Genomic DNA, 22,539 nt, shown 5'->3' on the forward strand with positions numbered 1-22,539 from the left:
GCGGCGGTGTCCTCTCGGTCTGGGCGGAGGCTGCTGAGCAGCCGCCGACCCACTGTAGCTGCGCTTCACGGGTACTTCCGGTCGAGCGGGTGCTGCGGATGCAGCTCACAGCCGGGGAACCCACCGTTCACCCCGCAGCGCACCGCCGACGACCTCCACCCCGCGGGCGGCGGCGGCCAGCCGGGCGCCCTCCCGTTCGTAGGCCCCCATCGCCGCCTCGATGGCCTCGGGCGGGAGCTGGTCGGCCAGCTCGACGCGCAGCGTGCGCCAGCCGGCGCGCGCGGCCTCCAGGCCGGCCGCGACGTGGTCCCCGGCGAAGCGGGCGAGCAGCACCGGGTACCGGCGGAGCACCTCGTGCGCGCGGTAGTCCGGCGGGACGAGGTCGAACAGCCAGGCGACGGCGGTGCGCTCCCAGTCCGGCGCGCCGGGTGGGCGCACCTCCTCCGGCCAGCCCGGCGGCAGCGTCCTGTCCACGGCACCAGTCTGCCGCACCGGTCGAACATCCGTTCGACGGCGTGCCGGTGCCCGGGTGCCCGCGTCAGCCGGCGGGCGGCGCCGTCGTCAGGAGCCGACCTGCCGCTTGAGCCAGAACTGCTCGAACCCCCAGGTGCCGGCACCGCTGGAGTGGTAGCTGACGAGCTCCCACCCCTCGGCACCGAGCTTGTTGAGCACCGAGCTGGTGTCGCCCTGCTGCCGTTCCGACTGACCGCCGGGGAGCTTGACGCTCACTCCGGCCCGCTGCGACTCGGCGTCGTTCGCGGTGATGACCGAGGCGTATTCCCACGTGGGCACAGGGAGACGGTATCCAATGGGCATCCGGCGGGTGACGGCAGCAGGACGGGAGGCGGTTCCGTCGCGGTCACCGGCCGGCCGGCACCAGCAGCGCCACGCACTCCACGTGGGCGGTCATCGGGAAGGCGTCGAACCCGCGCAGCGCGGCCAGCCGGTAGCCGGCCTCCCCGAACGCCGCGACGTCCCGGCCCAGCGCGGCCGGGTCGCAGGCCACGTAGACGACGGCGCGGGCCCCGCTGCCGGCCAGCAGCCGGCTCACCGCCGTCCCGGCACCGGCGCGGGGCGGGTCCAGGACGACGACGTCGGGCGCGGCGCCGAGCTCGGCGAGCAGGCCCCCCAGCCCGTCGGCGTCCACCTCGCCCTGCCACACCTCGGCCTGCGGGAGCGCGGCCAGGTTGGCGTCGGCCGCGGCGCAGGCGCCCGGGTCCTGCTCCACGCACACCACCCGGCCCTGCTCGCCGACGGCGGGGGCGAGAGCACCGCCGAAGAGGCCCGCGCCGGCGTAGAGGTCGAGGACGAGCTCCCCCGGAGCCGCCGCGGCGAACTCCGTCACCGCCGCGACGAGCGCGTCGGCCGCGGCCGGGTGCACCTGCCAGAAGCCGGTGCCCTCGACCTCCCAGTCGCGCCCGCCCGCCCGCCGCTCGGCGCGGCCGGCCGGCTCCGCGGGCAGTTCCTCCCCCGCCCGCAGCACCTCGGTGGCCTGCACCCGGCCCCGGCGATCCAGCCGCGCGGTGGTGACCGTGCCCGCCGAGTCGACCGAGACGTCGACGGCGCCCGCCCCCGGCCAGCGCCGTCCGAGGACCGCCCGCGCCGCCGGCTCCACGGTGATCGGGCAGTCGTCGAGGGGCACCACGTCGTGCGACCGGTGCCGCCGCAGGCCGGGCGCGCCGCCGTGGTCGACGGCGAAGCGGGCCCGCGAGCGCCACCGCAGGGCGCCACCGGGCAGCTCCTCGACGGCGAGGCCGGCCACCACGGGGTCCTCGGGGTCGAGCCTGCCGAGCCGGACCAGCTGCTCCCGCACCACCGCGGCCTTGAGCCGGTGCTGCTCGGCCGGCTCCACGTGCTGCCAGTCGCAGCCGCCGCACTTCCCGGGGCCGCTGTACGGGCAGGGGCGCTCGACCCGCCCCGGTGCCGCCACCAGCACCTCGACGGCATCGGCGCGGCAGAAGCCGGGGTGCCGGTCCTCGGTCACCCGCACCCGCACCCGCTCGCCCGGCAGGGTGTGCCGGACGAACACCACCCGGCCCTCGTGCCGGGCGACGCAGTGCCCGCCGTGCGCGACCGGACCGACCTCGACCTCGAACTCCCGCCCGGTCCATCCCAGGCCCTTGGGAGCGTCGGGCGCCTTGGCCGCGGAGCGCCTACGGCCCCGCTGCAGGGCCCCGCCCCGAGCCTGCGAGGGGTGAGGAGAACGGGGTCCTTCATCCATACGGGGTCACGTCCATCTCGTCGTCGGTGTAGCCCCGCCGGAGGTCACCGGGCGCGGGCCCGCCGCGCCGCCCGTCGGCGTCGTCGTCGTGCCCGGCGGTGCTCTCCAGCTGCCACGGCACCGTGGTGATCATGACCCCCGGCTGGAACTGCAGCCGGGCGCGCAGCCGCAGCGCGCTCTGGTTGTGCAGGACGTTCTCCCACCAGTGGCCGACGACGTACTGCGGCACGAAGACCACCACCAGCTCGCGCGGGCTGTCCCGGCGGATGCTCTTGACGTAGTCGAGCACCGGGCGGGTGATCTCCCGGTACGGCGACTCCAGCACGGTCAGCGGCACCGGGATGTCGTAGCGCTGCCAGTCGGCCTGCAGCGCCCGGGTCTCGGCGTCGTCGACGTTGACCGTCAGCGCGGTGAGCGCGTCGGGACGGGTGGCCCGGGCGAAGGCCAGCGCGCGCAACGTCGGCTTGTGCACCCTGGAGACGAGGACGACGGCGTGCACCTTGCTCGGCAGCGTGCGGGCGTCGGTGTCGGGTTCCAGCTGCTGCGACACGTTCGAGTAGTGCCGGTTGATGGCTCTCATCAGGAGGAACAGCACCGGCATGGCCAGCAGCACCAGCCAGGCGCCGCGGGTGAACTTGGTGACCACGATGATCAGCAGCACGACGGTGGTGAGCGACCCGCCGACGAAGTTGATCGCCTGGGAACGGCGCATGCGCCGGCGGGTGACGGGGTCGTCCTCCGCGCGCAGCTCCCGGTTCCAGTGCCGCACCATCCCCCACTGGCCGATGGTGAAGCTGGTGAACACCCCGATGATGTAGAGCTGGATCAGCCGGGTCACGTCGGCCTCGAAGACGACGATCAGCAGCCCGGCGAAGCCGGCCAGCAGCAGGATGCCGTTGCTGTACACCAGCTTGTCGCCGCGGGTGTGCAGCTGCCGGGGCAGGAAGCGGTCCTGGGCCAGCACCGATCCCAGCAGCGGGAAGCCGTTGAACGCGGTGTTGGCGGCCAGGATGAGGATGAGCGCGGTGGCGGCCTGGATGTAGTAGAAGCCGACCGAGGTGTCGCCGCCGAAGGTCGCCGCGGCCAGCTGGGCGATGACCGTGCGCTGCGGCTCGGTCTCGCAGGCGGTGAAGCCCACCAGGTCGCAGGGGAACTCGGTGTACTTGACGTCGCCGAGCAGGGCCAGCGCGGTGACCCCGGCGAACATGAAGGCGGCCAGCCCGCCCATGAGCGCGAGCGTCGTGGCGGCGTTGCGGCTCTTCGGCGGCCGGAACGCCGGAACGCCGTTGGCGATCGCCTCGACCCCGGTCAGCGCGGTGCAGCCGGAGGCGAAGGCGCGGAGCGCGAAGAACACCAGCGCCAGCCCCGCCACCTGCTCGTAACCGGGTTCCGGGGTGATCGAGTACTGGGCGCTCTCGGCGACGACCGGGTTGTCGGTGAAGAAGTCCCGGATGAGGCCGGTGACGATCATGATCATGATCCCGGCCACGAACATGTACGTCGGCAGCGCGAAGGTCCGGCCCGACTCGCGCAGCCCGCGCAGGTTCGCCGCCGCGAGGATCGCCACCAGGCCCAGCGCGATGGCCACGCGGTGCTCGTTGAGCGCGGGGAAGGCGGAGATGATGTTGTCGGTGCCGGCCGAGACCGACACCGCCACGGTGAGCACGTAGTCGACCAGCAGCGCGCTGGCCACGACGAGGCCGGCGAACTGGCCGTGGTTCTTCATCGCGACCTCGTAGTCGCCGCCACCGGAGGGGTAGGCACGCACCACCTGCCGGTAGGAGAGCACCACCGTGATCAGCAGGAGCACGACGAGCAGCGCGAGCCAGGGGGCCAGGTAGAGGAACGCCGTGCCCGCCAGGGTCAGCACGATCAGGATCTCCTGGGTGGCGTAGGCCACGGAGGAGAGCGGGTCGCTGGCGAAGATCGGCAGCGCGAGCCGCTTGGGCAGCAGGGACTCCCCCGCCCGGTCGCTGCGCACGGGGCGGCCGAGGACGAGGCGTTTCGGGAGTTGTCCGAGGTCGGACAGGCTTGGCACGGCGCGATGGTACGGACGTGCGGGAGGCCCGCGGGCGTGACTCGGCGCACCTCGCCCCGACGGGGGGATACCGGCGTCCTGCCCGCTGGCGGACCGTGCGCGGGTGTAGCTTCGCGGCCGGTGATGCGCGGGCGGTCGGCGCCGGCGCCGCCGGAGATCTGCGGGAGTGACGCGCGTGCACGTGGTCGTGATGGGCTGCGGCCGTGTCGGCTCGGCCATCGCCCGGCGCCTGGAGCAGATCGGGCACAGCGTGGCCGTGATCGACCAGGACCCCGAGTCCTTCCGGCGGCTCGGCCCGGAGTTCACCGGGCGCCAGATCAAGGGCCTCGGATTCGACCGGCAGACCCTGCTGGACGCCGGCATCGACTCCGCGGGCGCCTTCGCGGCGGTCAGCAGCGGCGACAACTCCAACATCATCTCGGCCCGCGTGGCGCGGGAGACCTTCGGCGTCCAGCACGTCGTGGCCCGCATCTACGACTCCAAGCGGGCCGAGGTCTACGAGCGCATGGGCATCCCGAGCGTCGCCACCGTCCCCTGGACGGTGAACCGGCTGCTGCGCGAACTCCTCTCGGTCAAGGTGAGCGAGCTGTGGCGCGAGCCCACCGGCAAGGTGCTGCTGGTGCGCGTGACGGTCACCGACGCCTGGGTGGGGCGCAAGCTCGCCGCCCTCGAGGCGGCCACCGGGGCCCGCGCGGCCTGGCTGGTCCGCTTCGGTGAAGCCCAGCTGCCCACGCCGGTCACGGTGCTCCAGGACGGCGACCAGCTCGTCGTCGCCGTCACCGACGAGCTGACCGCACGCGTGCACGAGGTCGTCGAGCGCGGCCCCCAGGAGGGGAGTCACTGATGCGGGTCGCGATCGTCGGGGCCGGCGCAGTGGGACGGTCCATCGCGGGGGAACTCCTGGGTTACGGCCACACCGTCATGCTCATCGAGAAGGACAGCCGCAAGGTCCGCACCCGGTCGGTGCCCGGCGCGGAGTGGGTGCAGGCCGACGCCTGCGAGGTCTCCTCGCTGGAGGAGGCGCAGCTGGCCACCTGCGACGTCGTGGTGGCCGCGACCGGCGACGACAAGGCCAACCTCGTCGTCTCGCTGCTGGCCAAGACCGAGTTCGCGGTCAATCGCGTGGTCGCCAGGGTCAAGGACCCGCGCAACGAGTGGCTCTACACCGAGGCGTGGGGCGTCGACGTCGCCGTCTCCACCCCCCGGGTGCTGGCCGCCCTGGTCGAGGAGGCCGTGTCGGTGGGCGACGTCGTCCGGCTCATGAGCTTCCGCAAGGGCGCGGCCAACCTGGTGGAGATCACCCTGGGCGACGACACACCCTGGGTCGGCCACGCCCTGCGCGAGGTGCCGCTGCCCCGCGAGACGGTGCTGACGACGATCCTGCGCGGCGACCGGGTCATCACCCCGTCGCCGGACGAACCGCTGGAGTCCGGCGACGAGCTGCTGTTCGTGTCGCACGGCGACACCGAGGAGGAGCTGCAGCACGTCTTCGCGCCGGACGGCCCGGGCCGCATCGACCGCTGAACGAGGGACCCCGTCCTCCTCACCCCTCGCAGGCTCGGGCGACCCTCTGCACGGGGCCGCACGTGCCCCTGCACCGGAGTCGTGATCAGGTGACGGGCGGGCCGGGCGCGCGGTGCCGGTGCAGCCGGGCGACCACCCACAGGGTCACCACGAGCACGACCGCGGTGAGCGGCAGGCCGAGCACGACCGACGCCGTGCCGAGCAGCTCCACCTCGTCGGCGCGGTAGAGCACCCACTGCACCCCCGCCCGCAGGAAGAACGAGGCCGCCCAGAGCGCGGTCAGCCAGGAGTAGGCGCGCAGCAGCCGGGGCTCCCGGCGCCAGTGCAGCTGCGGCACCGCCGCCGGGTCGGGCACCGGCGGCGCGGTGGCGGGCGCGGGCGCGTCCTCGCGCGCCGCCCGACGACTCCAGGGCAGCGAGTGGGTGGCCATCGCGCCGAGGTGGCTCGGCGCCAGGAACTCGGCCACCACCCCGACCAGCGGCCAGCGCAGCGGGATCGAGCCCAGGAGCACCACCCCGACCACCAGGCTGCGGACGATGCCGAGCACGAAGAAGTCGCGGGCCTGACCGGTGTTGGCGGCGATGGCCACCGCGATGCCGACCCCGACCAGGCCGCTCACCGCCTGCTGCACGCTCTGCCGGCGGCTCAGCCGCAGCACGAAGACCGCGACCGCCGCGACCACCGCCGCCCAGATGCCGGTGCGCAGCCCGGCGATGCCGTTGGCCACGATGAAGGCGACCGTGGGCAGCGTGGCGTCGAGCATGCCGCGCCAGCCACCGAGCTGCGCCAGCAGCTGCTCGCGGTCGAACGGGGAGGCCGGCGCGCCCGCCTCGGGAACGTGCTCGCCGTCGCCCGGCCGGCCCGCTGCGGTCACCTTCGTCTCCCCCGATCGCTGCCCGGCCCACGCATGACGGCTCCCCGCCGCTGGGCGGTGGTCAGCCGGCGCTCAGCTCGTACCAGGGGTTGTAGATGACCTGCCGGCCCTCGAAGGAGGCGAACCGCCCCCGCGCGGTCAGCGACCGACCGGGCTCGATGCCCGCGATCCGCCGCCGGCCCAGCCACACCAGCGTCACCGACCCCGAACCGTCGAACAGCTCGGCCTCGAGCGTGGGCACCGTCTCGCGCGGCGTGTAGACGACCGACTTCAGCCGACCGGTGACGGTGACCACCGCGCCCTTGCGGCAGGTGCTGACCGGCTCGCAGCCGGCGGTGGCCGTTCCCGCGCGCAGCTCCTGCGCGTCGATGGCGTGGTCGTCGGCGGTGAGTCGCTGCAACGTGCGCGACCACCAGCCCGCCGGTCGGGTCTCCGTCACGGTTCCAGCGTAGTGCGCCACGGTGCCCACGGGGACGCGCGCGGGTGTTCCCTGCATCGCGTCGTCAGGCCGGGCCGGCAGCCGGCCCGCCGTCCGGCGACCGCGGGCCCGCAGCCGTCCCCGGGGCGGGCCGCTGCGCGGCCAGCTGGGCCGCGGCCTGCGGGGGCAGGGCGAGCGGGAGCGGCTCGCGCACCGGCATGGGCTCGCTGCCCCGGACGACGACGATGCCGCGGAACGCCGTCTCCAACGCCGCCGCCTCGGCCTCGGCGCCCGCGGCCGCGGAACCGCTGAGCAGCCCCCGCAGGAACCAGCGGGGTCCGTCCACGCCGAGGAAGCGGGCCGGTCGCCGGACCGGCGGCTGGGCGGCCTGCCCGGGCTGCGCCGGCGGGGCCGCCACGACGGTGCCGACGAGCTCCGCGCCGAACGGGCCCTCCACCTCGCGCAGCGACGCGCCCTGACCCGAGGCGCTGCGGGCCAGCTCGGCGCGGACGTCGTCCCAGATGCCGGCCGCCCGGGGCGCGGCGAAGGCCGCGATCTGCAGCAGCGAGTCCCCGTGGCGCAGGGTCGCGCCGATCACCTTCTGCTGCTGGTTGAGCTCCACCCGCAGGTCCATGCCGGGCAGTGCGGGCAGCCGGATCGCACCCAGGTCGATGCGCGCCAGACCGTCGTCGGGCGCGTCGGCCTCGTCCCAGGGACCGCTCGTGAGCGGGACGTCCCGGATGCGCTGCTGCGGCTCCGGGGGGACGCCCCGCTCGCGCAGGCTGCGGTCGATGCGGTTGCGCCGTCGTCCGAACGGCATGTCAGTTCCCCTCGGGTGCTGGAGTGTCGGAGGACCCGGCCGCACCGGCCTGGTACCCGCCGGTGGAGCCGTGCCCACCCCCGCCGCGCTCGCTGGGCGGCAGCTCGGGGACCGGCACGAACCGCGCGCGGACCACCGGCTGCACCACGAGCTGCGCGATGCGGTCGCCGCGCGACAGGCGCAGCGGGGCGGCCGGGTCGAGGTTGATGAGGTTGACCATGATCTCGCCCCGGTACCCCGCGTCGATGGTGCCGGGCGCGTTGACCATGCTGAGCCCGACCCGGTGCGCCAGCCCCGAGCGCGGGTGCACGAAACCGGCGTAGCCCTCCGGGATGGCCACCGCGACGCCGGTGCTCACCAGCCGCCGCTCGAAGGGGGCCAGCTCGACGTCCTCGGCTGCTGCCAGGTCGGCGCCTGCGTCACCGGCCAGCGCGTAGCGCGGGACGGCGGCGTCGGGTGCGGTGAGGAGGACGGGCACGTCCAGCTCGGCGGAGGGATCGGGCACGTCGGCGACCCTATAAGGTCCCCGCCTTCACGCTCCGGGCCCGCGCAGGTCGGACAGGACGCGGCGCGCCAGGCCCTCGGTCGCCCGGCGGTTGACCCGGCCGGAGAGCGCGGCGCCGACGAGGAAGGGGGCCGCGCCGGGGACGGCACCGGCCAGCCGGCGGGTCATGCGCCGGCGCAGGGCGCGCATACCGGCGGTGCCCAGGACGGAGCCGAGCCCCGCGGCGCCGACGCCGGCCACGGCCCGCTGCTGCGACCAGCCGGCCAGGTATGCCTGGGCGCGCGCGGCGGCGTCCCCGGGAGGTCGTCGGCCGTGCAGCTCGTGCAGCTCACCGATGAGGACGACCTCCACCGCGGCCACCAGCACCGTCTCCGCCCCCAGCTCCAGGGGCACGGCGAGCAGCGACGGCGGCGCGAACCAGTGCGCGGCGGACAGCCCGCCGGTGGCCGCGCCGATCCCGGAGGTGGCCCGGCCGGCGCGCTGGACGAGCGCCTCGGCGATCTCGTCGTCCGAGAGACCGGGATGGGCGGCGCGCAGCCGCTCCCGGTCACGGATCGGCAGCCGGGGCACCGCGGCCGCCAGGAGGTCGCCCAGCAGGGCGCCAGGTGCCCGGCCGTCCCCGCCGGGAACCCGGGCGTCGGCCGGGCCGGGCGTCGGCGGGCCGCTGCCCCCTGCGCCGAACGCTCCGGCCACGGCGCCGGCGACGGCACCGACGACGTCGCGCAGGCCGCCTCCGGCCGCCCGGTCGGCGCCGCTCCCGGTCAGCCCGGCGACGGCGTCGGCGACGGCCCGCCCGGCGCGCGCCAGGGGGCCTTCCTCGACCGGCGCGGCGCCGTCCGACGGCGCCACCGGTCGTGGCGGCGGGACGTCACGCGGCGCCCCGGTCCGCGGCCCCTCGGTCATCGGTCCCCCAGGTGAGGTGCTGGAACGGCCCCCGTGCAGGGTCCCGCCGCGAGCCTGCGAGTGGCGGGGGGCACGGGGGTCCTTTCAGGCGCAGTCGCGGCAGAGCAGCTGGTCGCCGCGGGTGGAGGCCAGACGGCTGCGGTGCTGCACCAGGAAGCAGCGCGAGCAGGTGAACTCGTCCTCCTGCTTGGGCAGGACGCGGACGGTCAGCTCCTCGTTCGACAGGTCCGCTCCGGGGAGCTCGAGGTTCTCGTTGAAGTCGGTCTCGTCGACGTCGACCGACGAGGACTGGGCCTCGGCCCGGCGAGCCTTCAGCTCCTCGAGCGAGTCCTCGCCGAGCTCGTCGGTCTCGTTGCGGCGCGGGGCGTCGTAGTCGGTGGCCATGGGGTGTGCCCCTCCTCCGGGGTTCTCGCGGGCGTCGTGCCCGCTCGTCTGACGCGGCGCGGGGTGCGCGCCGTCGTCCTGGCCGATCGCCGGTGGGCGACCGGTGGGTCGGTGTGGGGCGTCCCTCACCGGGCGCCCGTCCACTGCGCCGGCCTCTCCTCGCGGAGTGGCCAGCAGCCGCCCAACGCCGTCCGGCCCCGATTTGTGCCCGACTCCGCGGAGGTGACACATCGGGCCCGGGAAGGGCCGGGCGGGCGGCGGAGCGCCAGAGGTTACCCTGCGCCGGTGGCGACTCCCCCGGGTGCTGATCCAGCCGTCGTCGGGCCGTACCTGGCCTCCGTCTTCGGGGAGGAGCGATGGCGATCGGTGGACGTCGAGCTGATCGCCGCGGGCATGTCCAACCTCACCTACGTGGTGACGCCCGAGGGCGGGTCCGCGGACGACGCGGTGATCCTCCGGCGTCCGCCGACGGGCGCCGTGCTGGCCACCGCGCACGACATGGCCCGCGAGCACCGGGTGATCTCCGCGCTGGTCCCCACGCCGGTGCCGGTGCCGCGGACACTGCACCTGTGCACCGACACGAGCGTGCTGGGCGCGCCGTTCTACGTGATGGAGCGCGTCGTCGGCCTGCACGTCATCGACCGGATCCCGGAGGGCTACGCCGACGATCCCGCCCGGCGGCGCGCGATCGGCGAGGGACTGGTCGACGTCCTGGCCGATCTGCACTCGGTCGACCACATCGCGGTGGGCCTGGGCGACTTCGGCCGACCGGAGGGCTTCATGGCCCGCCAGGTGCGTCGCTGGACCCAGCAGTGGGAGGCGACCCGCGACCGCGAGCGTCCGGGGTTGGACGCCCTCGCCGCCCGGCTGGCGGAGACCGTGCCCACCACCCAGCGGCACGGGATCGTCCACGGCGACTTCCGGCTGGACAACTGCCTCCTCGACCCGGAGGTGCCCGGCCGCGTCCGGGCGGTGCTGGACTGGGAGATGTCGACCCTGGGCGACCCGCTGGCCGACCTGGGCATGCTCCACGTCTACTGGCCGCAGGCCGGGGAGCGGAGCGTCGCCGGGCAGAGCACGGTGACGGCCCTGGAGGGCTTCCCCACCCGCGCGGAGGTCGCGGCACGCTACGCCGAGCGCAGCGGCCTGGACCTCTCCGACCTGCCCTGGTACGTGGGCTTCGCCTACTTCAAGTTCGCGGCGATCGTCGCCGGCATCGTCGCCCGCTCGGCCGCCGGAGCCATGGCGGGCAAGGACACGGCGGGCTACGCCGACCGGATCGACCCCTGCGTCGAGCGGGGACGCGCCGCGCTGGACGACGGTGCGATCTAGGGACGCCGTCCGCCCCTAAGCTCGCTGCTGACAGCCGTCCGCACCAGTCGTCGGCGCCGTCCGTCCCGTCCCGGCCGGTCGGCCCCCCGCCTGCCGGATCCCGCCCGAGGAGCATTCCCGTGACCGAGCGCACCGTCCAGCCTCCGGTGCGCCCGCGCAGTGGCCGTCGCCCGCTCCCCCCGCTGATCTTCCTGCTGGTCCTCGCGCTGGCCGCCGGAGCGGTGTGGTGGACGGTGGTCCGGCAGGACCGGGAGCAGCAGGCCGCGGACGCGCGGGCGTGCGCCACCGCGGAGGCGGCGCCCCCGTCGCTGGACCCGGCAGCCGTCTCGGTGCGGGTCCTCAACGCCACGGACCAGGGCGGGCTCGCGCAGACGGTGGCCGACGAGCTCGCCGCACGCGGCTTCACGGTGAGCGAGGTCGCGAACGACCCGAGCAGCCGCGAGGTGGAGGGCGTCGGGGAGGTCCGCCACGGCTCGCCGGGCAACGACGCCGCACGCTTCCTCGCGGTGCACGCGCCGGGCGTCGGGGACTACCGCGACACCCGGGCCACCGCGGTCGTCGACCTCGTCCTCGGCCCCGAGTTCACCTTCCCCGACAGCCTGGCCACCCCCGAGGAGGTCGAGACGGCGCTCACCGCGCCGGAGAGCGCCGCCGAGGACTGCTGAGCCGCACTGCCGGTCAGCGGTGCAGCTCGGACACCAGCGCGAGGAAGGGCTCGGCCACCGAGGGCGCCACCGCGACGACCATCGGCTCGCCGACCGGCGTGCCGTCGAGGCCCGTCACCACCGCGCCCGCCTCGGCGGCCACCAGCGCGCCGGCCGCGTGGTCCCACGGGTTCAGGTCGAGCTCGTAGTAGGCGTCCACCCGGCCGGCTGCCACGGCGCAGAGGTCCAGCGCGGCGCTGCCGAACCGCCGGATGTCCCGCACGCGCGTGACCAGCTGCGCCACCACCGCGCCCTGGGCCCTCCGCTGCTCGACCCGGTAGCCGAAGCCGGTCGCGACCATCGTCCGGTCCAGCGCCTCCGGCGTCGGAACGGTGAGCCGGCGCGGCGGCCGCCCGGGCGACTCCAGCCACGCGCCGCCGCCGGACGTCGCCGAGAACAGCTCCCCGGTGGCCACGTTGAGCACCACGCCGGCCCGCACGATCCCGTCGACCTCGGCGGCCACCGAGACGGCGTAGGCCGGGATGCCGTAGAGGAAGTTCACGGTGCCGTCGATCGGGTCGACGATCCACCGCACCCCGCTCGTCCCCTCGCGTGCGGCCCCCTCCTCCCCCAGCACCCCGTCCGCCGGCCGGGCGGCGAGCAGCCGCCGCACCAGCAGCTCCTCGCTGGCGGTGTCCACCGCCGTGACGACGTCGACGGGGCTGGACTTGGTGGTGACGTGCTCGCCGGCGGACTCCCGCCCGCGGGCCACCAGGGCGGCGGCCTCCCGTGCGGCCGTCACCGCGAGCTCCAGCAGCGCGCCCGGTGCCGGCTGGTCGGAAGGAAGTGCGTGCGCAGAGGTCATGCGGCGATCCTGCCGCAGGGAGGGGACCCCTCGTCGGGGCCCGCTGCGAGCATGCGAGCTGCGGGGGGCGAGGGGGGCCTTCCACTAGCCTGTCGGCGTGCAGGGCTTCGGGGTGGACATCGGCGGCAGCGGCATCAAGGGGTGCCTGGTCGACCTGGACGAGGGACGGCTGATCGGGGAGCGGCTGCGCATCGAGACGCCGCAGCCGTCGCTGCCCGAGCCCGTCTTCGACGTCGTGGCTCGCATCGTCGGGTCGTTCGGGTGGTCCGGACGCGTGGGGGTGACCTTCCCGGGGGTGCTCAAGTCGGGCGTCGCGCACACGGCCGCGAACGTCGACAAGACCTGGCTGGGCACGGACCTCGCCGCGGGGGTCGCCCAGCGCGTCCCCGGCCCGGTGGAGACGCTGAACGACGCCGACGCCGCAGGACTGGCCGAGATGCGCTACGGCGCCGGCCGCGACCGGCGCGGGGTGGTGCTCATGCTCACGTTCGGCACGGGCATCGGCAGCGCGCTGTTCGTCGACGGGAAGCTGGTGCCCAACACCGAGTTCGGTCACATCCAGGTCGACGGCGAGGACGGCGAGAAGCGCGCCTCCGCGGCCGCCCGGGAGCGGGAGGAGCTCAGCTACCCCGAGTGGGCGCAGCGCGTCGACCGCTACCTCGACGTCCTGGAGGCCGGCGTCTGGCCGGACCTGATCATCGTGGGCGGCGGGGTCAGCAAGAAGGCCCACAAGTGGGTCCCGCTGCTGTCCACGCGCACCCCGGTGGTGCCCGCGGAGCTGCAGAACGACGCCGGGATCGTCGGGGCCGCCCTGGCTGCGGCCGAGCGCGGCGAGGCCTGACCGCGGCGCCCCGGCGCCGGGTGACCCTCCCGGGGTGAGCCGACCGCCCCCTCGGAGCGAGGGGCCGGGGTGCGAGGCGCTGGTTTCACCCGGCGACGTCGTTACAATGGTGGAGCCCCAGCCCGCCGCGCTCCAGCCGGGAGGGATTCCCATACCCGATCGTGGCCAAACGCCGCGCCGGTCCGTGGGGTCCCCTCCCGCTCCGAGCACAGGGCCGGAGCCGCTGCCCGCGGGCCACACGGTCCCCCGGGGAACGCACCCAGCACGGGAAGGAACCTGAGTGCCCGCCGATCAGCCAGCACCGGAAGCAGCCGCAGCGAGCACCCCGCGCGCCAGGACGGCCGCAGCCGGTACCCGTGCCAAGAAGCCGGCCGGCGAGCCGGCCGCTGCGCGGAAGAAGGCACCGGCCAAGGCCGCCGGTACCACGACCGCGGCCAAGGGCCGCGCAAAGCCGGCGATCACCCCGTCCACGGCGGCCGGCGAGGGCACGGTCCTCACCGCGGTGGCCAGCGAGGACGGCGCGGTCGCGGTCGTCGACGCCGGCTCCGAGGGCCTCAAGCTCGACGAGACGGTCGTCACCGGCAAGGACGGTGTCGAGGTCGCCGCCGAGGAGGAGACCGCCGAGGGCGGCACCGACTTCGAGTGGGACGAGGAGGAGGAGTCCGAGGCCCTCCGCCAGGCCCGCAAGGACGCCGAGCTCACCGCCTCGGCCGACTCGGTCCGCGCCTACCTCAAGCAGATCGGCAAGGTCGCGCTGCTCAACGCCGAGGAGGAGGTCGACCTCGCCAAGCGGATCGAGGCCGGCCTCTACGGCGCCGAGCGGCTGCGCCAGGCCGAGGAGGAGGGCCAGAAGCTCTCCCCGCAGATGCGCCGCGACCTCAACTGGATCGTCCGCGACGGCGAGCGCGCCAAGAACCACCTGCTGGAGGCCAACCTCCGCCTCGTGGTCTCCCTGGCCAAGCGCTACACCGGCCGCGGCATGGCGTTCCTGGACCTGATCCAGGAGGGCAACCTCGGCCTGATCCGCGCGGTCGAGAAGTTCGACTACACCAAGGGCTACAAGTTCTCCACCTACGCCACCTGGTGGATCCGCCAGGCCATCACCCGCGCCATGGCCGACCAGGCCCGCACCATCCGCATCCCGGTGCACATGGTCGAGGTCATCAACAAGCTCGGCCGCATCCAGCGCGAGCTGCTCCAGGACCTGGGCCGCGAGCCCACCCCGGAGGAGCTGGCCAAGGAGATGGACATCACCCCGGACAAGGTGCTGGAGATCCAGCAGTACGCCCGGGAGCCGATCAGCCTCGACCAGACCATCGGTGACGAGGGCGACAGCCAGCTCGGCGACTTCATCGAGGACTCCGAGGCCGTCGTCGCCGTCGACGCGGTCAGCTTCACCCTGATGCAGGACCAGCTGACCAGCGTGCTGCAGACCCTCTCCGAGCGGGAGGCCGGCGTGGTCCGGCTGCGCTTCGGCCTCACCGACGGCCAGCCGCGCACCCTCGACGAGATCGGCCAGGTCTACGGCGTGACCCGTGAGCGGATCCGTCAGATCGAGTCGAAGACGATGTCGAAGCTGCGCCACCCCAGCCGCTCCCAGGTGCTGCGCGACTACCTGGACTAGGCCGCCGGCACCGGTCCCGGACGCCGCCGCCGGCCTCGCGCAGCGCCATGACCCGGACGGGTCACGGAGTGCCGGTGGCGGTGTACGCCGACACCTGTCGGGTAGACGGCGTAGCGTGGGGCCCGTCAGAACAGCAGCGGACCCACGGCCGGACCGGTCACCCGACGGCCCGGCAGATGATCACCAGCACGTGCACCACCCGTCCCAGCCAGTGACGTCCCCTGCTGAACCCGCTCCACCCACGCCCGGCGTGTTACGGACTCATCTCATTCGGCGAGTCCGGGATGAACCGGGCGGGAACGGGAATCCGAGGGGCCATCCTGGCGCTGTGCAGGAGGCCGATCCGCAGCCGCGGGTCCGTGCGGTAGAGAGCGAGTGATGACCCAGATGACCCAGACGCTGACGACGACCCCCGCCGCCGACGACCTGGTCGTGCCCTTCCACTGCGACCGCTGCGGCGCACTTGCCAAGGTCCGTGTCGTGCTCGCCAACGGCAGCGACCTCGTGTTCTGCGGACACCACGCCCGCGAGTACGAGGGCAAGCTGCGTGACATCGCCGTCGACATCATCGACACTGAGGGCGAGCAGCGCGTAACTGCGTGAGAGAGGCGCTATCGTCGCGCCCGCGATGACCGCCTCACCCGACGACGCCGCCGCGTCCGACGTCCCGCCTCGTGCGGGCGCCGGGCCGGCGGCTCCGTCGTCTGTGGGGACCCCCGGTCGGCGGCGACCGGAGGAAACCCCCATGTCCCAGCACCACCCCGCATCCGACGAGACGGTGCGCATGCGTCCCGACGCCGGCGACGGGCCACCACCGCCCACGGGCTCGGTCCCGGCCTACCAGGCCGGGGCGGACGACACCCGTCCGGTGGGCCGGGACTGGCAGCCCGGCACGCCCGCTGCGTCCCCGGTCACCGCGGAGAACGCCGCCACCGGGTCGGACCCGGTGGACGACGACGCCGCCAGCACCCGCCGCATACCGGTGGACGCGGAGGCACCCGCCGCGGACGACGACAGCGCGCGAACCGGCGTCATCCCTCCCGTCGACGACCACGACGCCACGGACGCCACGGACGCCGCGCCCCCCGAGCCGGCCACCCAGGACGCCGATGCCGCCGGTCCCCCGCCGCCGGGACAGGAGGACCACGGCGGCCCTCGTGGCCCCTGGTGGCGGCGCCGCGCCGCCCTGGTCCCCGCCGGTGTCCTGGCCGCGCTGGCCGCCCTCTACGGCATCGACCTGGTCGCGTCCTCCGGCGAGGTGCCGCGGAACACCGTCGTCGCCGGTGTCGACGTCGGCGGGCTCTCCCCCGCGATGGCGGCCCAGCGGCTGGAGGAGCAGCTCGCCCCCCGGGTCGTGGCCGACCACCCCGTCACCGCCGCCGACGTGACGGCCACCCTCTCCCCCGCCACGGCGGGGATCACCCTCGACGTCCCCCGGACCGTGGACGCGGCCGAGGAGCAGCCGCTCAACCCCTGGACGCGCCTGGTCACCCTGGTCTCCGACCGCGAGGTGGAGCCGGTGATCACCGGCGAGGAGACGGCGCTGAACGCACAGATCGAGGCCATCGCCGCACAGGTCGACCGGGCTCCGCAGGACGCCACGATCGCCATCGAGGGCACCACGCCGTCGGTCGTGGAGCCGGTGGACGGCCGGACCCTCGACCGGGAGGGCGCCGCCGACGCGATCACCGACGCCCTGGCCTCCGGCGGGGACCCCGGCACGCCGATCGAGCTGCCCGTGGAAGAGACCCCCGTCCGGGTCGACGCCGAGGAGGCCCGCCGCGTCCTCGAGGAGACGGTCACCCCCGCGCTCTCCGCCCCCGTCCAGGTCGTGAGCCAGGACGGCACCACCTCGGCCGAGGTACCGGTGACGGCGATCGCCGACGCGCTCGCCTTCACCCCCGAGGACGACGGCGAGCTCGCCGTCGAGCTGGACCCCGGGTCGCTGCAGGCGGCGCTCGACGACGAGCTGTCGGTCTTCGGCGCCCCGGCGCAGGACGCCACCTTCGACGTCTCCGGCGGCTCGGTGCGCGTCGTCCCGTCGGTCGACGGCACCGGTATCGCGCCGGCTCGGCTGGCCGAGCAGCTGCTGCCGGTGCTGACCGAGGACGCGCCCCGGACCGTCACCGCCGAACTGGGCCCTGTCCCCGCGGACTTCACCACCGAGGAGGCCGAGGCCCTCGGCATCCGGGAGGAGATCTCCAGCTTCACCACCAACATCGGCAACCCGGCCAGCGGGACGAACATCCGGGTGGTGGCCGAAGAGGTCGACGGCGCGATCGTCATGCCCGGGGAGACGTTCAGCCTGAACGGCTTCACCGGACCCCGCGGTCTGGCGCAGGGCTACGTCGAGGCCGGCGTCATCAACAACGGCGAGTTCACCACCGCCGTGGGCGGCGGCATCAGCCAGTTCGCCACGACGATGTTCAACGCCGTCTTCTTCGCCGGTCTCGAGGACGTCTTCCACAAGCCGCACAGCTACTACATCAGCCGCTACCCGGCCGGCCGCGAGGCGACGGTCTACTACGACTCGATCGACCTCAAGTGGCGCAACGACGGGGACACGGGCGTCTACATCGACACCGCCTGGACGCCGGGGACCATCACCGTCACCTTCTACGGGACCCCGCGCTACGAGATCGAGTCGATCAGCAGCGAGCGCTACAACATCCGCCAGCCGGTCGTGCAGAACAAGCCGGACAGCCCCACCTGCGAGCCCCAGTCCGGCTCGACCGGGTTCGACATCACGGTGACCCGCGTCTTCCGCGACCTGGACACGGGTGCGGAGATCAAGCGGGAACCCTTCCGCACGCGCTACGCCGCCGAACCCGTGATCAACTGCGTCCCCGCCGAGGAGCCGGCCCCGCCGGGCCCCGAGGGCACCGCACCGGGCGGCCCGCCCGCGCCCGGAGGCCGGCGCCCGCCGCGTCCGCGGGCGGCCTGACGCCGGCCGCCCGAGGCGTTCCGCGGGGCGCCGGCGCCGGGAGTCCCGCCGGTCCCCGCTGGCGCGGCGTGCACACTGTGCAGGTGAGCGCCGTCCTCCCCAGCGGCTCGCCCGCCCGGGCCGGCGCGGACGAGCCGGAGCCCCCCGTTCCCGGCGCCTCCGGCGCAACCCGGGCCGATGTGCCACCGCCCTCCCGGCTGCGCCGGTGGCCGACCCCGCTGCGGGTGCCGCTGCAGGTGCTCGGGCGCACGCTGGCCAAGGCCTGGCAGGACCGCATCATCGGCCTGTCGGCCGAGGCGGCGTTCTGGCAGATCCTGTCGGTACCGCCGCTGCTCATCGGGTTGCTCGGCTCGCTGGGCTACCTGGGCTCCCTCATCGGCGACGACGCGGTCACGATGATCGAGGAACAACTGCTGAACGCCTCCTCCGAGGTGCTGACCGACGACGTCGTCGACGACCTGGTACGCCCCACGCTGGCCGACATCCTGGGCTCGGGCCGGCTGGAGGTGGTCAGCGTCGGCTTCCTGGTCTCGCTGTGGGCGGGGTCCTCGGCGACCGCGACCTTCATGAACACCATCGTCATCGCCTACGACCAGCGCGACGTGCGTGGCCCGATCCGCACCCGGCTGAAGGCGCTGTGGCTGTTCGTCGTCGGGCTTCTCCTCGCGGTGCTGACGCTCCCGCTCCTGGTGCTCGGCCGCGGCACGCTGGTCGGCCTCGTCCCGGCCGACTGGCGGAGCACCACCGACATGCTGATCAACGCCGTGTACTGGCCGCTCGTGGTGATCGGCCTGCTGCTGGCGCTCACCAGCTTCTTCCACGTGACCCTGCCGAACCGGCTGCCGTGGCGTCGGCACCTGCCCGGCGCGCTGCTCAGCCTCGGGTTCTTCCTGGTGGCCGCGCTGCTGCTGCGCGCCTACGTCGGCAGCTTCCTCACCACCGCCCTGCCCTACGGAGCGCTGGCGGCACCGATCGGCGCCCTGCTGTTCTGCTTCTTCTTCGGCATGGCGGTGCTCCTGGGTGCGGAGCTCAACGCCACCATCCAGGCCCGCTGGCCGGCGCCGCTGCGCCGGCACGAGCGCCGCCGCCGGGAGCGGCGGCAGGCCAAGCTCGACGAGGAGGCCCGCCGGCTCGGCCTGCGGTAGCGCTACTCCTTGCGGAGCTGCTGGTAGACCTCCTTGCACGCCGGGCACACGGGGCTACCGGGCTTGGGGCTCTTGGTCACCGGGAAGACCTCGCCGCACAGCGCCTCGACCATGGTGCCCATGACGGCGCTCTCGGCGATCTTGTTCTTCTTGACGTAGTGGAAGACCTCGTTGGCGTTGCCGGTGTCGGAGTCGCGGACGTCCGGCCGCTCGAGGATGTCGCTGCTGCTCATGCGGTCTCCCTGTTCGACGGTGCAGTCGTGCGACGGCCGCGCGGCCGGGATCGCCGCGGTGCTCGGCGCACCCGGCGACCATTCTGACAGGGTGCCGGGCGCGAGCACCGCTCCCCGCCCGGTCCTGTCCGCCGAGGGCGCCGACGCCCGGCGGCCGCCGCCGTCGCGGCGGCGCTCCGCACCGGCGCGGTCGTGACCTGCGCGGCCGGGGTGGTCGGTCAGCCCGGAGCGCGCCGGCCCGCCCTCACCGGCTATCCCTCGATGACGCGCCCCGTCCGGGCGGGGTTCTCCAGCACCCGGTCCGGCCGGGCATCCACCCCGGCGAGGCGGGTCCGACTCTTGGGCGGCCGGTCGTTGGCCATGACGACCGCGACCCACGGCAGCACCGTGCCGAGGATCGCCAGGATGATCATCAGCCAGACGATCTTGTAGAAGACGGCAGCCAGGATCAGCGCCAGACCGCGGATCGCCATGGTGATCACGTAGCGCCGCCTGCGGGCGGCCTGCTGGTCGGTCAGGCTCGGCGCAGCTTCGGTGATCAGCACCGGCTCCGGCTTGCGCGACCGCGGGAACTGCTGGCTCGAGGCCACGGGCACCCTTCCCTCCGCTGGCCGGTGGCCGCGGGGGATCAGCCCCGCCGGCTCCCCGGACCACCCCCATGGTGCCACCGGGCGGGGCCCGGTGCAGGGGCCCCGGTCAGCCCGTCGTCACCTGCTTCGCCGCCTTCGCGGCCCGCTTCTGCTCCTGCTTGAACGCCCGCACCTCGGCCAGGGTCTCCGGGCCGGTGATGTCGGCGACCGAGCGCCGGGAGCCGTCGGCGCCGTAGTCACCGGCCGCCTCCCGCCAGCCGGGCGGGGTGACGTCGTACTGCTTCCCGAGCAGCGCGAGGAAGATCTTCGACTTCTGCGCCCCGAAGCCCGGCAGCTGGTTCAGCCGCCTCAGCACCGTGGCGCCGTCGGGTGCGTCGGCCCACAGCCCCTCCACGCGGCCGTCGTAGCGCTCGACGAGGGTCCGGCACACCTCCTGGGCTCGGCCGGCCATCGAACCGGGGTAGCGGTGCAACGCCGGCGGTCCCTGGAACACCCGCACGAGCTCCTCGGCGTCCATCGCCGCCAGCTGCTCGGCCGAGAGGCTGTCCACGCCGAGCCGGTCGGCCAGCAGGCGCGGGGCCCCGAAGGCCCGCTCCATGGGGAACTGCTGGTCCAGCAGCATCCCGATCAGCAGGGCCAGCGGGTCTCGGCTCAGCAGCTCGTCGGCGGCGTCGTCCTGGGCGATGCGCAAGGTGGTCACGTCGGAGATGGTGCCGCAGAGCGGTCCTGCCGCAATCACCCCCGGACAAGGGGCAGCGTCTCGATGGCGAGTTCCTGTGAGGTGAGGGACAGAGCGCTGATCGGAACACCCTTCCTGCGATCGGCGCAGAACGGTGGGAGTGAGAGGTGTGGGTGGGGGTGGCGATGCGTGTGGTCAGCTGGCTGGGTCGGCGGGCCGGGCTGCGGCCGGACCGCTGGGCTCGGGATGACGCCATGCGGCGACACTCCGCACCGCCCAGCTCGTACGGGTGACGCCCAGGCCGACCAGCCGGCGCAGCGCCGGGCCGGCGGGACTGCCGCCGACGTGGACGGTGATGGCGTGGAGGCCCCGTACGCCGTGCGGGAAGGGTGTTGTGGTCTCCTCCTCCTGCCACTGGCCGGTGGTCGTGCGGCACCGGACGCGCAGCCGGTGCGTACCGGGCGTGGCCGCCCATCGGGCCGCCCATGGCCGCCAGGCGTCCGGGCCGAGGTCGACGCCGAGGGTGGCCTCGGTCCACGGGCCGCCGTCGATCTGCAGCTGCACGCGATCGACGCCGATGGGCGGCGCCCAGACGTAGCCGCGGATGGTGACCTCGCCGGGCTGGATGTGGGCATGCGGGCCGGGGGCGTCGATGCGGGAGGCCGGGTGCACCGGGTAGGTGCCGTCGGTCCAGCCGCGCGAGCCCCAGTAGGACGGCGGAGGTGTCGCGGTGACGGTCAGGCGCCGCAACCACTTGAGGTTGCCGTCCTGCCCGTGCCGGCCGGAGACGAGCAGGCGGGCGGGGCTGCCGTGCTCGCGGGGCAGTGGTTGCCCGGCCATCCCGACGGCGAGGAAGCCGTGCCGGCGGGCCACGGCCAGCGGTAGCACGTTGGCGTAGCCGTCGACGGCCTCGGCGACCAGCCAGCCGTCGTCGTCAGTCACGCCGGCCCGCTCGAGCAGGTCGGCCAGGCCGAAGCCGGTCCAGCGGGCGCAGCCCATCCGGTCGCCGCCGACGGGGTTGTGCACGCAGATCACCAGCAGGTCGCGCTCCTCCAGGGGCAGGGCGAGGAGCTCGCGGAGGGTCAGGGACAGCGGCCGCTCCACCTCGCCGTCCACCTCGAGTCGCCAGGTGCCGAGGTCGGTGCGCGGCTCGGGGACGGTGACGTCGATGACGACCAGCTCGCCGGGCTCGGCCAGGAGCGGGGCGACGCCCGGCTGCGGTGCCGCGTCGGCGGCAGGCACCGGCGGCAGCGACCGGACGGGGGTCGGCAACGCCACCTGGTCGCGCAGCGCGGCGGCGCCACGGCGACGTGCGCGGCGGTCCGTGGCGACGACCGCGCCCGTGGCCGCCGCGGCGGCGGCCAGCACCGCCGACGGCGGTACCGTCAGCGGGGCGACCGCGACCGCGGCCGCGGCGGTGAACATGCCGGCGGCCGTGGCGGCTGCGGTGTCCCGGGCCGAGGCGTCGCCGCGGCGCAGCGCGAGGTAGCCGCCGACGGCGTGCGGAGCAGCGGCCACGGCGGCACCGAGCAGCGGGCGACGGCCGACCACGGTGCCGCCAGCGGCGGCGGCGAGGCCGCTGGCACCGGCCGCGAGCACGGCCAGGCCGGGCTTGTCGGCCCGGCCGACGAGGGCGACGCCGCCGTCGACGAGCATCGCGGGGGCGGCGTCGACCAGGCCGCGGGCCAGGCCGGAGGACGGTGAGCGGCCACGGCGCGTGGCGGAGGCGGCGATCTCACCGGCCGCGGCGGCGAGCAGCCCGGCGAGCAGGCCGGTCCGCGCGGGACGTGCAGCAGGGGTGGGGTGGTGGGCCATCCAGGGCTCCTCGGGTGCGCGGTCGGTCGCGGATCAGTGGCTCGGTGGGCTGAGGCCGACGCTAGGAACGGACCGCCGGCGTCACGCCGGGAGAACCGCCGGGATTGCCGGGGCCGGGCCGGTGGGCTGCTGCGGCCCGG

General features: G+C 74.8%; 24 protein-coding genes. 9 read left to right on the forward strand and 15 right to left on the reverse strand.

The genetic code is table 11. The features are described 5' to 3' along the window. Window positions 1-105: 105 nt before the first annotated feature. The 4 genes from ACI799_RS08690 to ACI799_RS08705 form a co-directional block, all read right to left on the reverse strand. Window positions 106-474 (reverse strand): hypothetical protein, encoded by a 369-nt coding sequence (locus tag ACI799_RS08690; RefSeq protein ID WP_456587766.1) that lies wholly within the window; start codon window positions 472-474, stop codon window positions 106-108. Between the two features lie 87 nt (window positions 475-561). Beyond that, on the reverse strand, window positions 562-792 hold the full coding sequence (locus ACI799_RS08695) for a DUF4177 domain-containing protein (RefSeq protein WP_456587765.1): 231 nt from the start codon (window positions 790-792) through the stop codon (window positions 562-564). A gap of 67 nt (window positions 793-859) precedes the next feature. Then, the gene (locus ACI799_RS08700) at window positions 860-2,221 is read right to left on the reverse strand and encodes a class I SAM-dependent RNA methyltransferase (protein ID WP_456587764.1); all 1,362 of its coding nucleotides are present in this window, start codon (window positions 2,219-2,221) and stop codon (window positions 860-862) included. After that, a complete protein-coding gene (locus ACI799_RS08705) occupies window positions 2,214-4,259 on the reverse strand; it encodes an APC family permease (protein WP_456612889.1) in 2,046 nt (681 codons plus the stop codon). The genes ACI799_RS08700 and ACI799_RS08705 overlap by 8 nt, the downstream gene beginning before the upstream one ends. A 175-nt stretch (window positions 4,260-4,434) precedes the next feature. Between ACI799_RS08705 and ACI799_RS08710 the strand changes: the two genes are divergently transcribed. Next, window positions 4,435-5,103 carry a potassium channel family protein gene (locus ACI799_RS08710; protein WP_456587762.1) on the forward strand — a complete coding sequence of 223 codons (669 nt, stop codon included), beginning with the start codon at window positions 4,435-4,437 and terminating at the stop codon, window positions 5,101-5,103. Further along, entirely contained in the window at window positions 5,103-5,783 is a 681-nt protein-coding gene (locus ACI799_RS08715; RefSeq protein WP_456612890.1) for a potassium channel family protein, read from the forward strand. The genes ACI799_RS08710 and ACI799_RS08715 overlap by 1 nt, the downstream gene beginning before the upstream one ends. An 85-nt stretch (window positions 5,784-5,868) precedes the next feature. Here the strand turns inward: ACI799_RS08715 and ACI799_RS08720 are convergent, their stop codons facing one another. The 6 genes from ACI799_RS08720 to ACI799_RS08745 form a co-directional block, all read right to left on the reverse strand. Next, complete coding sequence (locus tag ACI799_RS08720; RefSeq protein ID WP_456587760.1) at window positions 5,869-6,657, reverse strand: DUF3159 domain-containing protein; 789 nt, start codon at window positions 6,655-6,657, stop codon at window positions 5,869-5,871. Between the two features lie 61 nt (window positions 6,658-6,718). Further along, window positions 6,719-7,096, reverse strand: a complete 378-nt coding sequence (locus tag ACI799_RS08725; protein WP_456596426.1) for an OB-fold nucleic acid binding domain-containing protein — start codon at window positions 7,094-7,096, stop codon at window positions 6,719-6,721. Window positions 7,097-7,160: 64 nt separating this feature from the next. Beyond that, window positions 7,161-7,895, reverse strand: coding sequence for a DUF3710 domain-containing protein (locus ACI799_RS08730; protein ID WP_456612891.1), 735 nt, complete (start codon window positions 7,893-7,895; stop codon window positions 7,161-7,163). Between the two features lies 1 nt (window position 7,896). After that, a complete protein-coding gene (dut, locus tag ACI799_RS08735) occupies window positions 7,897-8,400 on the reverse strand; it encodes a dUTP diphosphatase (protein ID WP_456596424.1) in 504 nt (167 codons plus the stop codon). A gap of 27 nt (window positions 8,401-8,427) precedes the next feature. Next, complete coding sequence (locus ACI799_RS08740) at window positions 8,428-9,303, reverse strand: hypothetical protein (protein WP_456598873.1); 876 nt, start codon at window positions 9,301-9,303, stop codon at window positions 8,428-8,430. 84 nt (window positions 9,304-9,387) lie between these two features. After that, window positions 9,388-9,687, reverse strand: coding sequence for a DUF4193 domain-containing protein (locus tag ACI799_RS08745; protein ID WP_456587755.1), 300 nt, complete (start codon window positions 9,685-9,687; stop codon window positions 9,388-9,390). A gap of 285 nt (window positions 9,688-9,972) precedes the next feature. On the opposite strand from ACI799_RS08745, the gene ACI799_RS08750 reads away from it, so the two are divergent. Both ACI799_RS08750 and ACI799_RS08755 read left to right on the forward strand, forming a co-directional pair. Beyond that, on the forward strand, window positions 9,973-11,019 hold the full coding sequence (locus tag ACI799_RS08750; RefSeq protein ID WP_456612892.1) for a phosphotransferase family protein: 1,047 nt from the start codon (window positions 9,973-9,975) through the stop codon (window positions 11,017-11,019). A 119-nt stretch (window positions 11,020-11,138) separates the two neighbouring features. After that, window positions 11,139-11,684, forward strand: coding sequence for a LytR C-terminal domain-containing protein (locus ACI799_RS08755; protein WP_456587753.1), 546 nt, complete (start codon window positions 11,139-11,141; stop codon window positions 11,682-11,684). A gap of 13 nt (window positions 11,685-11,697) precedes the next feature. On the opposite strand, the gene ACI799_RS08760 is transcribed toward ACI799_RS08755, so the two are convergent. Then, the gene (locus ACI799_RS08760) at window positions 11,698-12,528 is read right to left on the reverse strand and encodes an inositol monophosphatase family protein (protein ID WP_456612893.1); all 831 of its coding nucleotides are present in this window, start codon (window positions 12,526-12,528) and stop codon (window positions 11,698-11,700) included. A 97-nt stretch (window positions 12,529-12,625) separates the two neighbouring features. On the opposite strand from ACI799_RS08760, the gene ppgK reads away from it, so the two are divergent. The 5 genes from ppgK (at window position 12,626) to ACI799_RS08785 (ending at window position 19,082) form a co-directional block, all read left to right on the forward strand. Next, a complete protein-coding gene (ppgK, locus tag ACI799_RS08765) occupies window positions 12,626-13,369 on the forward strand; it encodes a polyphosphate--glucose phosphotransferase (protein WP_456587751.1) in 744 nt (247 codons plus the stop codon). 280 nt (window positions 13,370-13,649) lie between these two features. Then, complete coding sequence (locus ACI799_RS08770; protein WP_456587750.1) at window positions 13,650-14,993, forward strand: RNA polymerase sigma factor; 1,344 nt, start codon at window positions 13,650-13,652, stop codon at window positions 14,991-14,993. Between the two features lie 378 nt (window positions 14,994-15,371). Beyond that, the gene (locus ACI799_RS08775) at window positions 15,372-15,596 is read left to right on the forward strand and encodes a DUF7455 domain-containing protein (RefSeq protein WP_091930645.1); all 225 of its coding nucleotides are present in this window, start codon (window positions 15,372-15,374) and stop codon (window positions 15,594-15,596) included. A gap of 142 nt (window positions 15,597-15,738) precedes the next feature. Next, a complete protein-coding gene (locus ACI799_RS08780; RefSeq protein ID WP_456612894.1) occupies window positions 15,739-17,937 on the forward strand; it encodes a VanW family protein in 2,199 nt (732 codons plus the stop codon). An 83-nt stretch (window positions 17,938-18,020) separates the two neighbouring features. Then, window positions 18,021-19,082, forward strand: coding sequence for a YihY/virulence factor BrkB family protein (locus ACI799_RS08785; protein WP_456587748.1), 1,062 nt, complete (start codon window positions 18,021-18,023; stop codon window positions 19,080-19,082). A gap of 2 nt (window positions 19,083-19,084) precedes the next feature. Here the strand turns inward: ACI799_RS08785 and ACI799_RS08790 are convergent, their stop codons facing one another. The 4 genes from ACI799_RS08790 to ACI799_RS08805 form a co-directional block, all read right to left on the reverse strand. Further along, on the reverse strand, window positions 19,085-19,315 hold the full coding sequence (locus tag ACI799_RS08790; protein ID WP_456587747.1) for a DUF3039 domain-containing protein: 231 nt from the start codon (window positions 19,313-19,315) through the stop codon (window positions 19,085-19,087). Window positions 19,316-19,566: 251 nt separating this feature from the next. After that, complete coding sequence (locus tag ACI799_RS08795; RefSeq protein ID WP_456587746.1) at window positions 19,567-19,911, reverse strand: DUF3099 domain-containing protein; 345 nt, start codon at window positions 19,909-19,911, stop codon at window positions 19,567-19,569. A 100-nt stretch (window positions 19,912-20,011) separates the two neighbouring features. Next, window positions 20,012-20,605, reverse strand: a complete 594-nt coding sequence (locus ACI799_RS08800; protein ID WP_456612895.1) for an HhH-GPD-type base excision DNA repair protein — start codon at window positions 20,603-20,605, stop codon at window positions 20,012-20,014. 174 nt (window positions 20,606-20,779) lie between these two features. Continuing rightward, window positions 20,780-22,399 (reverse strand): molybdopterin-dependent oxidoreductase, encoded by a 1,620-nt coding sequence (locus ACI799_RS08805; RefSeq protein ID WP_456612896.1) that lies wholly within the window; start codon window positions 22,397-22,399, stop codon window positions 20,780-20,782. Between the last annotated feature and the right edge of the window lie 140 nt (window positions 22,400-22,539).

The organism is Blastococcus sp. SYSU DS0753 (assembly GCF_054051175.1).

What these genes read in the sequence shown, in the direction of transcription:
- ACI799_RS08700 (WP_456587764.1), bottom strand. Translation starts at nt 2,221, where the DNA reads ATGGATGAAGGACCCCGTTCTCCTCACCCCTCGCAGGCTCGGGGCGGG.
- ACI799_RS08715 (WP_456612890.1), top strand. Translation starts at nt 5,103, where the DNA reads ATGCGGGTCGCGATCGTCGGGGCCGGCGCAGTGGGACGGTCCATCGCG.
- ACI799_RS08730 (WP_456612891.1), bottom strand. Translation starts at nt 7,895, where the DNA reads ATGCCGTTCGGACGACGGCGCAACCGCATCGACCGCAGCCTGCGCGAG.
- ACI799_RS08740 (WP_456598873.1), bottom strand. Translation starts at nt 9,303, where the DNA reads ATGACCGAGGGGCCGCGGACCGGGGCGCCGCGTGACGTCCCGCCGCCA.
- ACI799_RS08745 (WP_456587755.1), bottom strand. Translation starts at nt 9,687, where the DNA reads ATGGCCACCGACTACGACGCCCCGCGCCGCAACGAGACCGACGAGCTC.
- ACI799_RS08760 (WP_456612893.1), bottom strand. Translation starts at nt 12,528, where the DNA reads ATGACCTCTGCGCACGCACTTCCTTCCGACCAGCCGGCACCGGGCGCG.
- ACI799_RS08775 (WP_091930645.1), top strand. Translation starts at nt 15,372, where the DNA reads ATGACCCAGATGACCCAGACGCTGACGACGACCCCCGCCGCCGACGAC.
- ACI799_RS08780 (WP_456612894.1), top strand. Translation starts at nt 15,739, where the DNA reads ATGTCCCAGCACCACCCCGCATCCGACGAGACGGTGCGCATGCGTCCC.
- ACI799_RS08790 (WP_456587747.1), bottom strand. Translation starts at nt 19,315, where the DNA reads ATGAGCAGCAGCGACATCCTCGAGCGGCCGGACGTCCGCGACTCCGAC.
- ACI799_RS08805 (WP_456612896.1), bottom strand. Translation starts at nt 22,399, where the DNA reads ATGGCCCACCACCCCACCCCTGCTGCACGTCCCGCGCGGACCGGCCTG.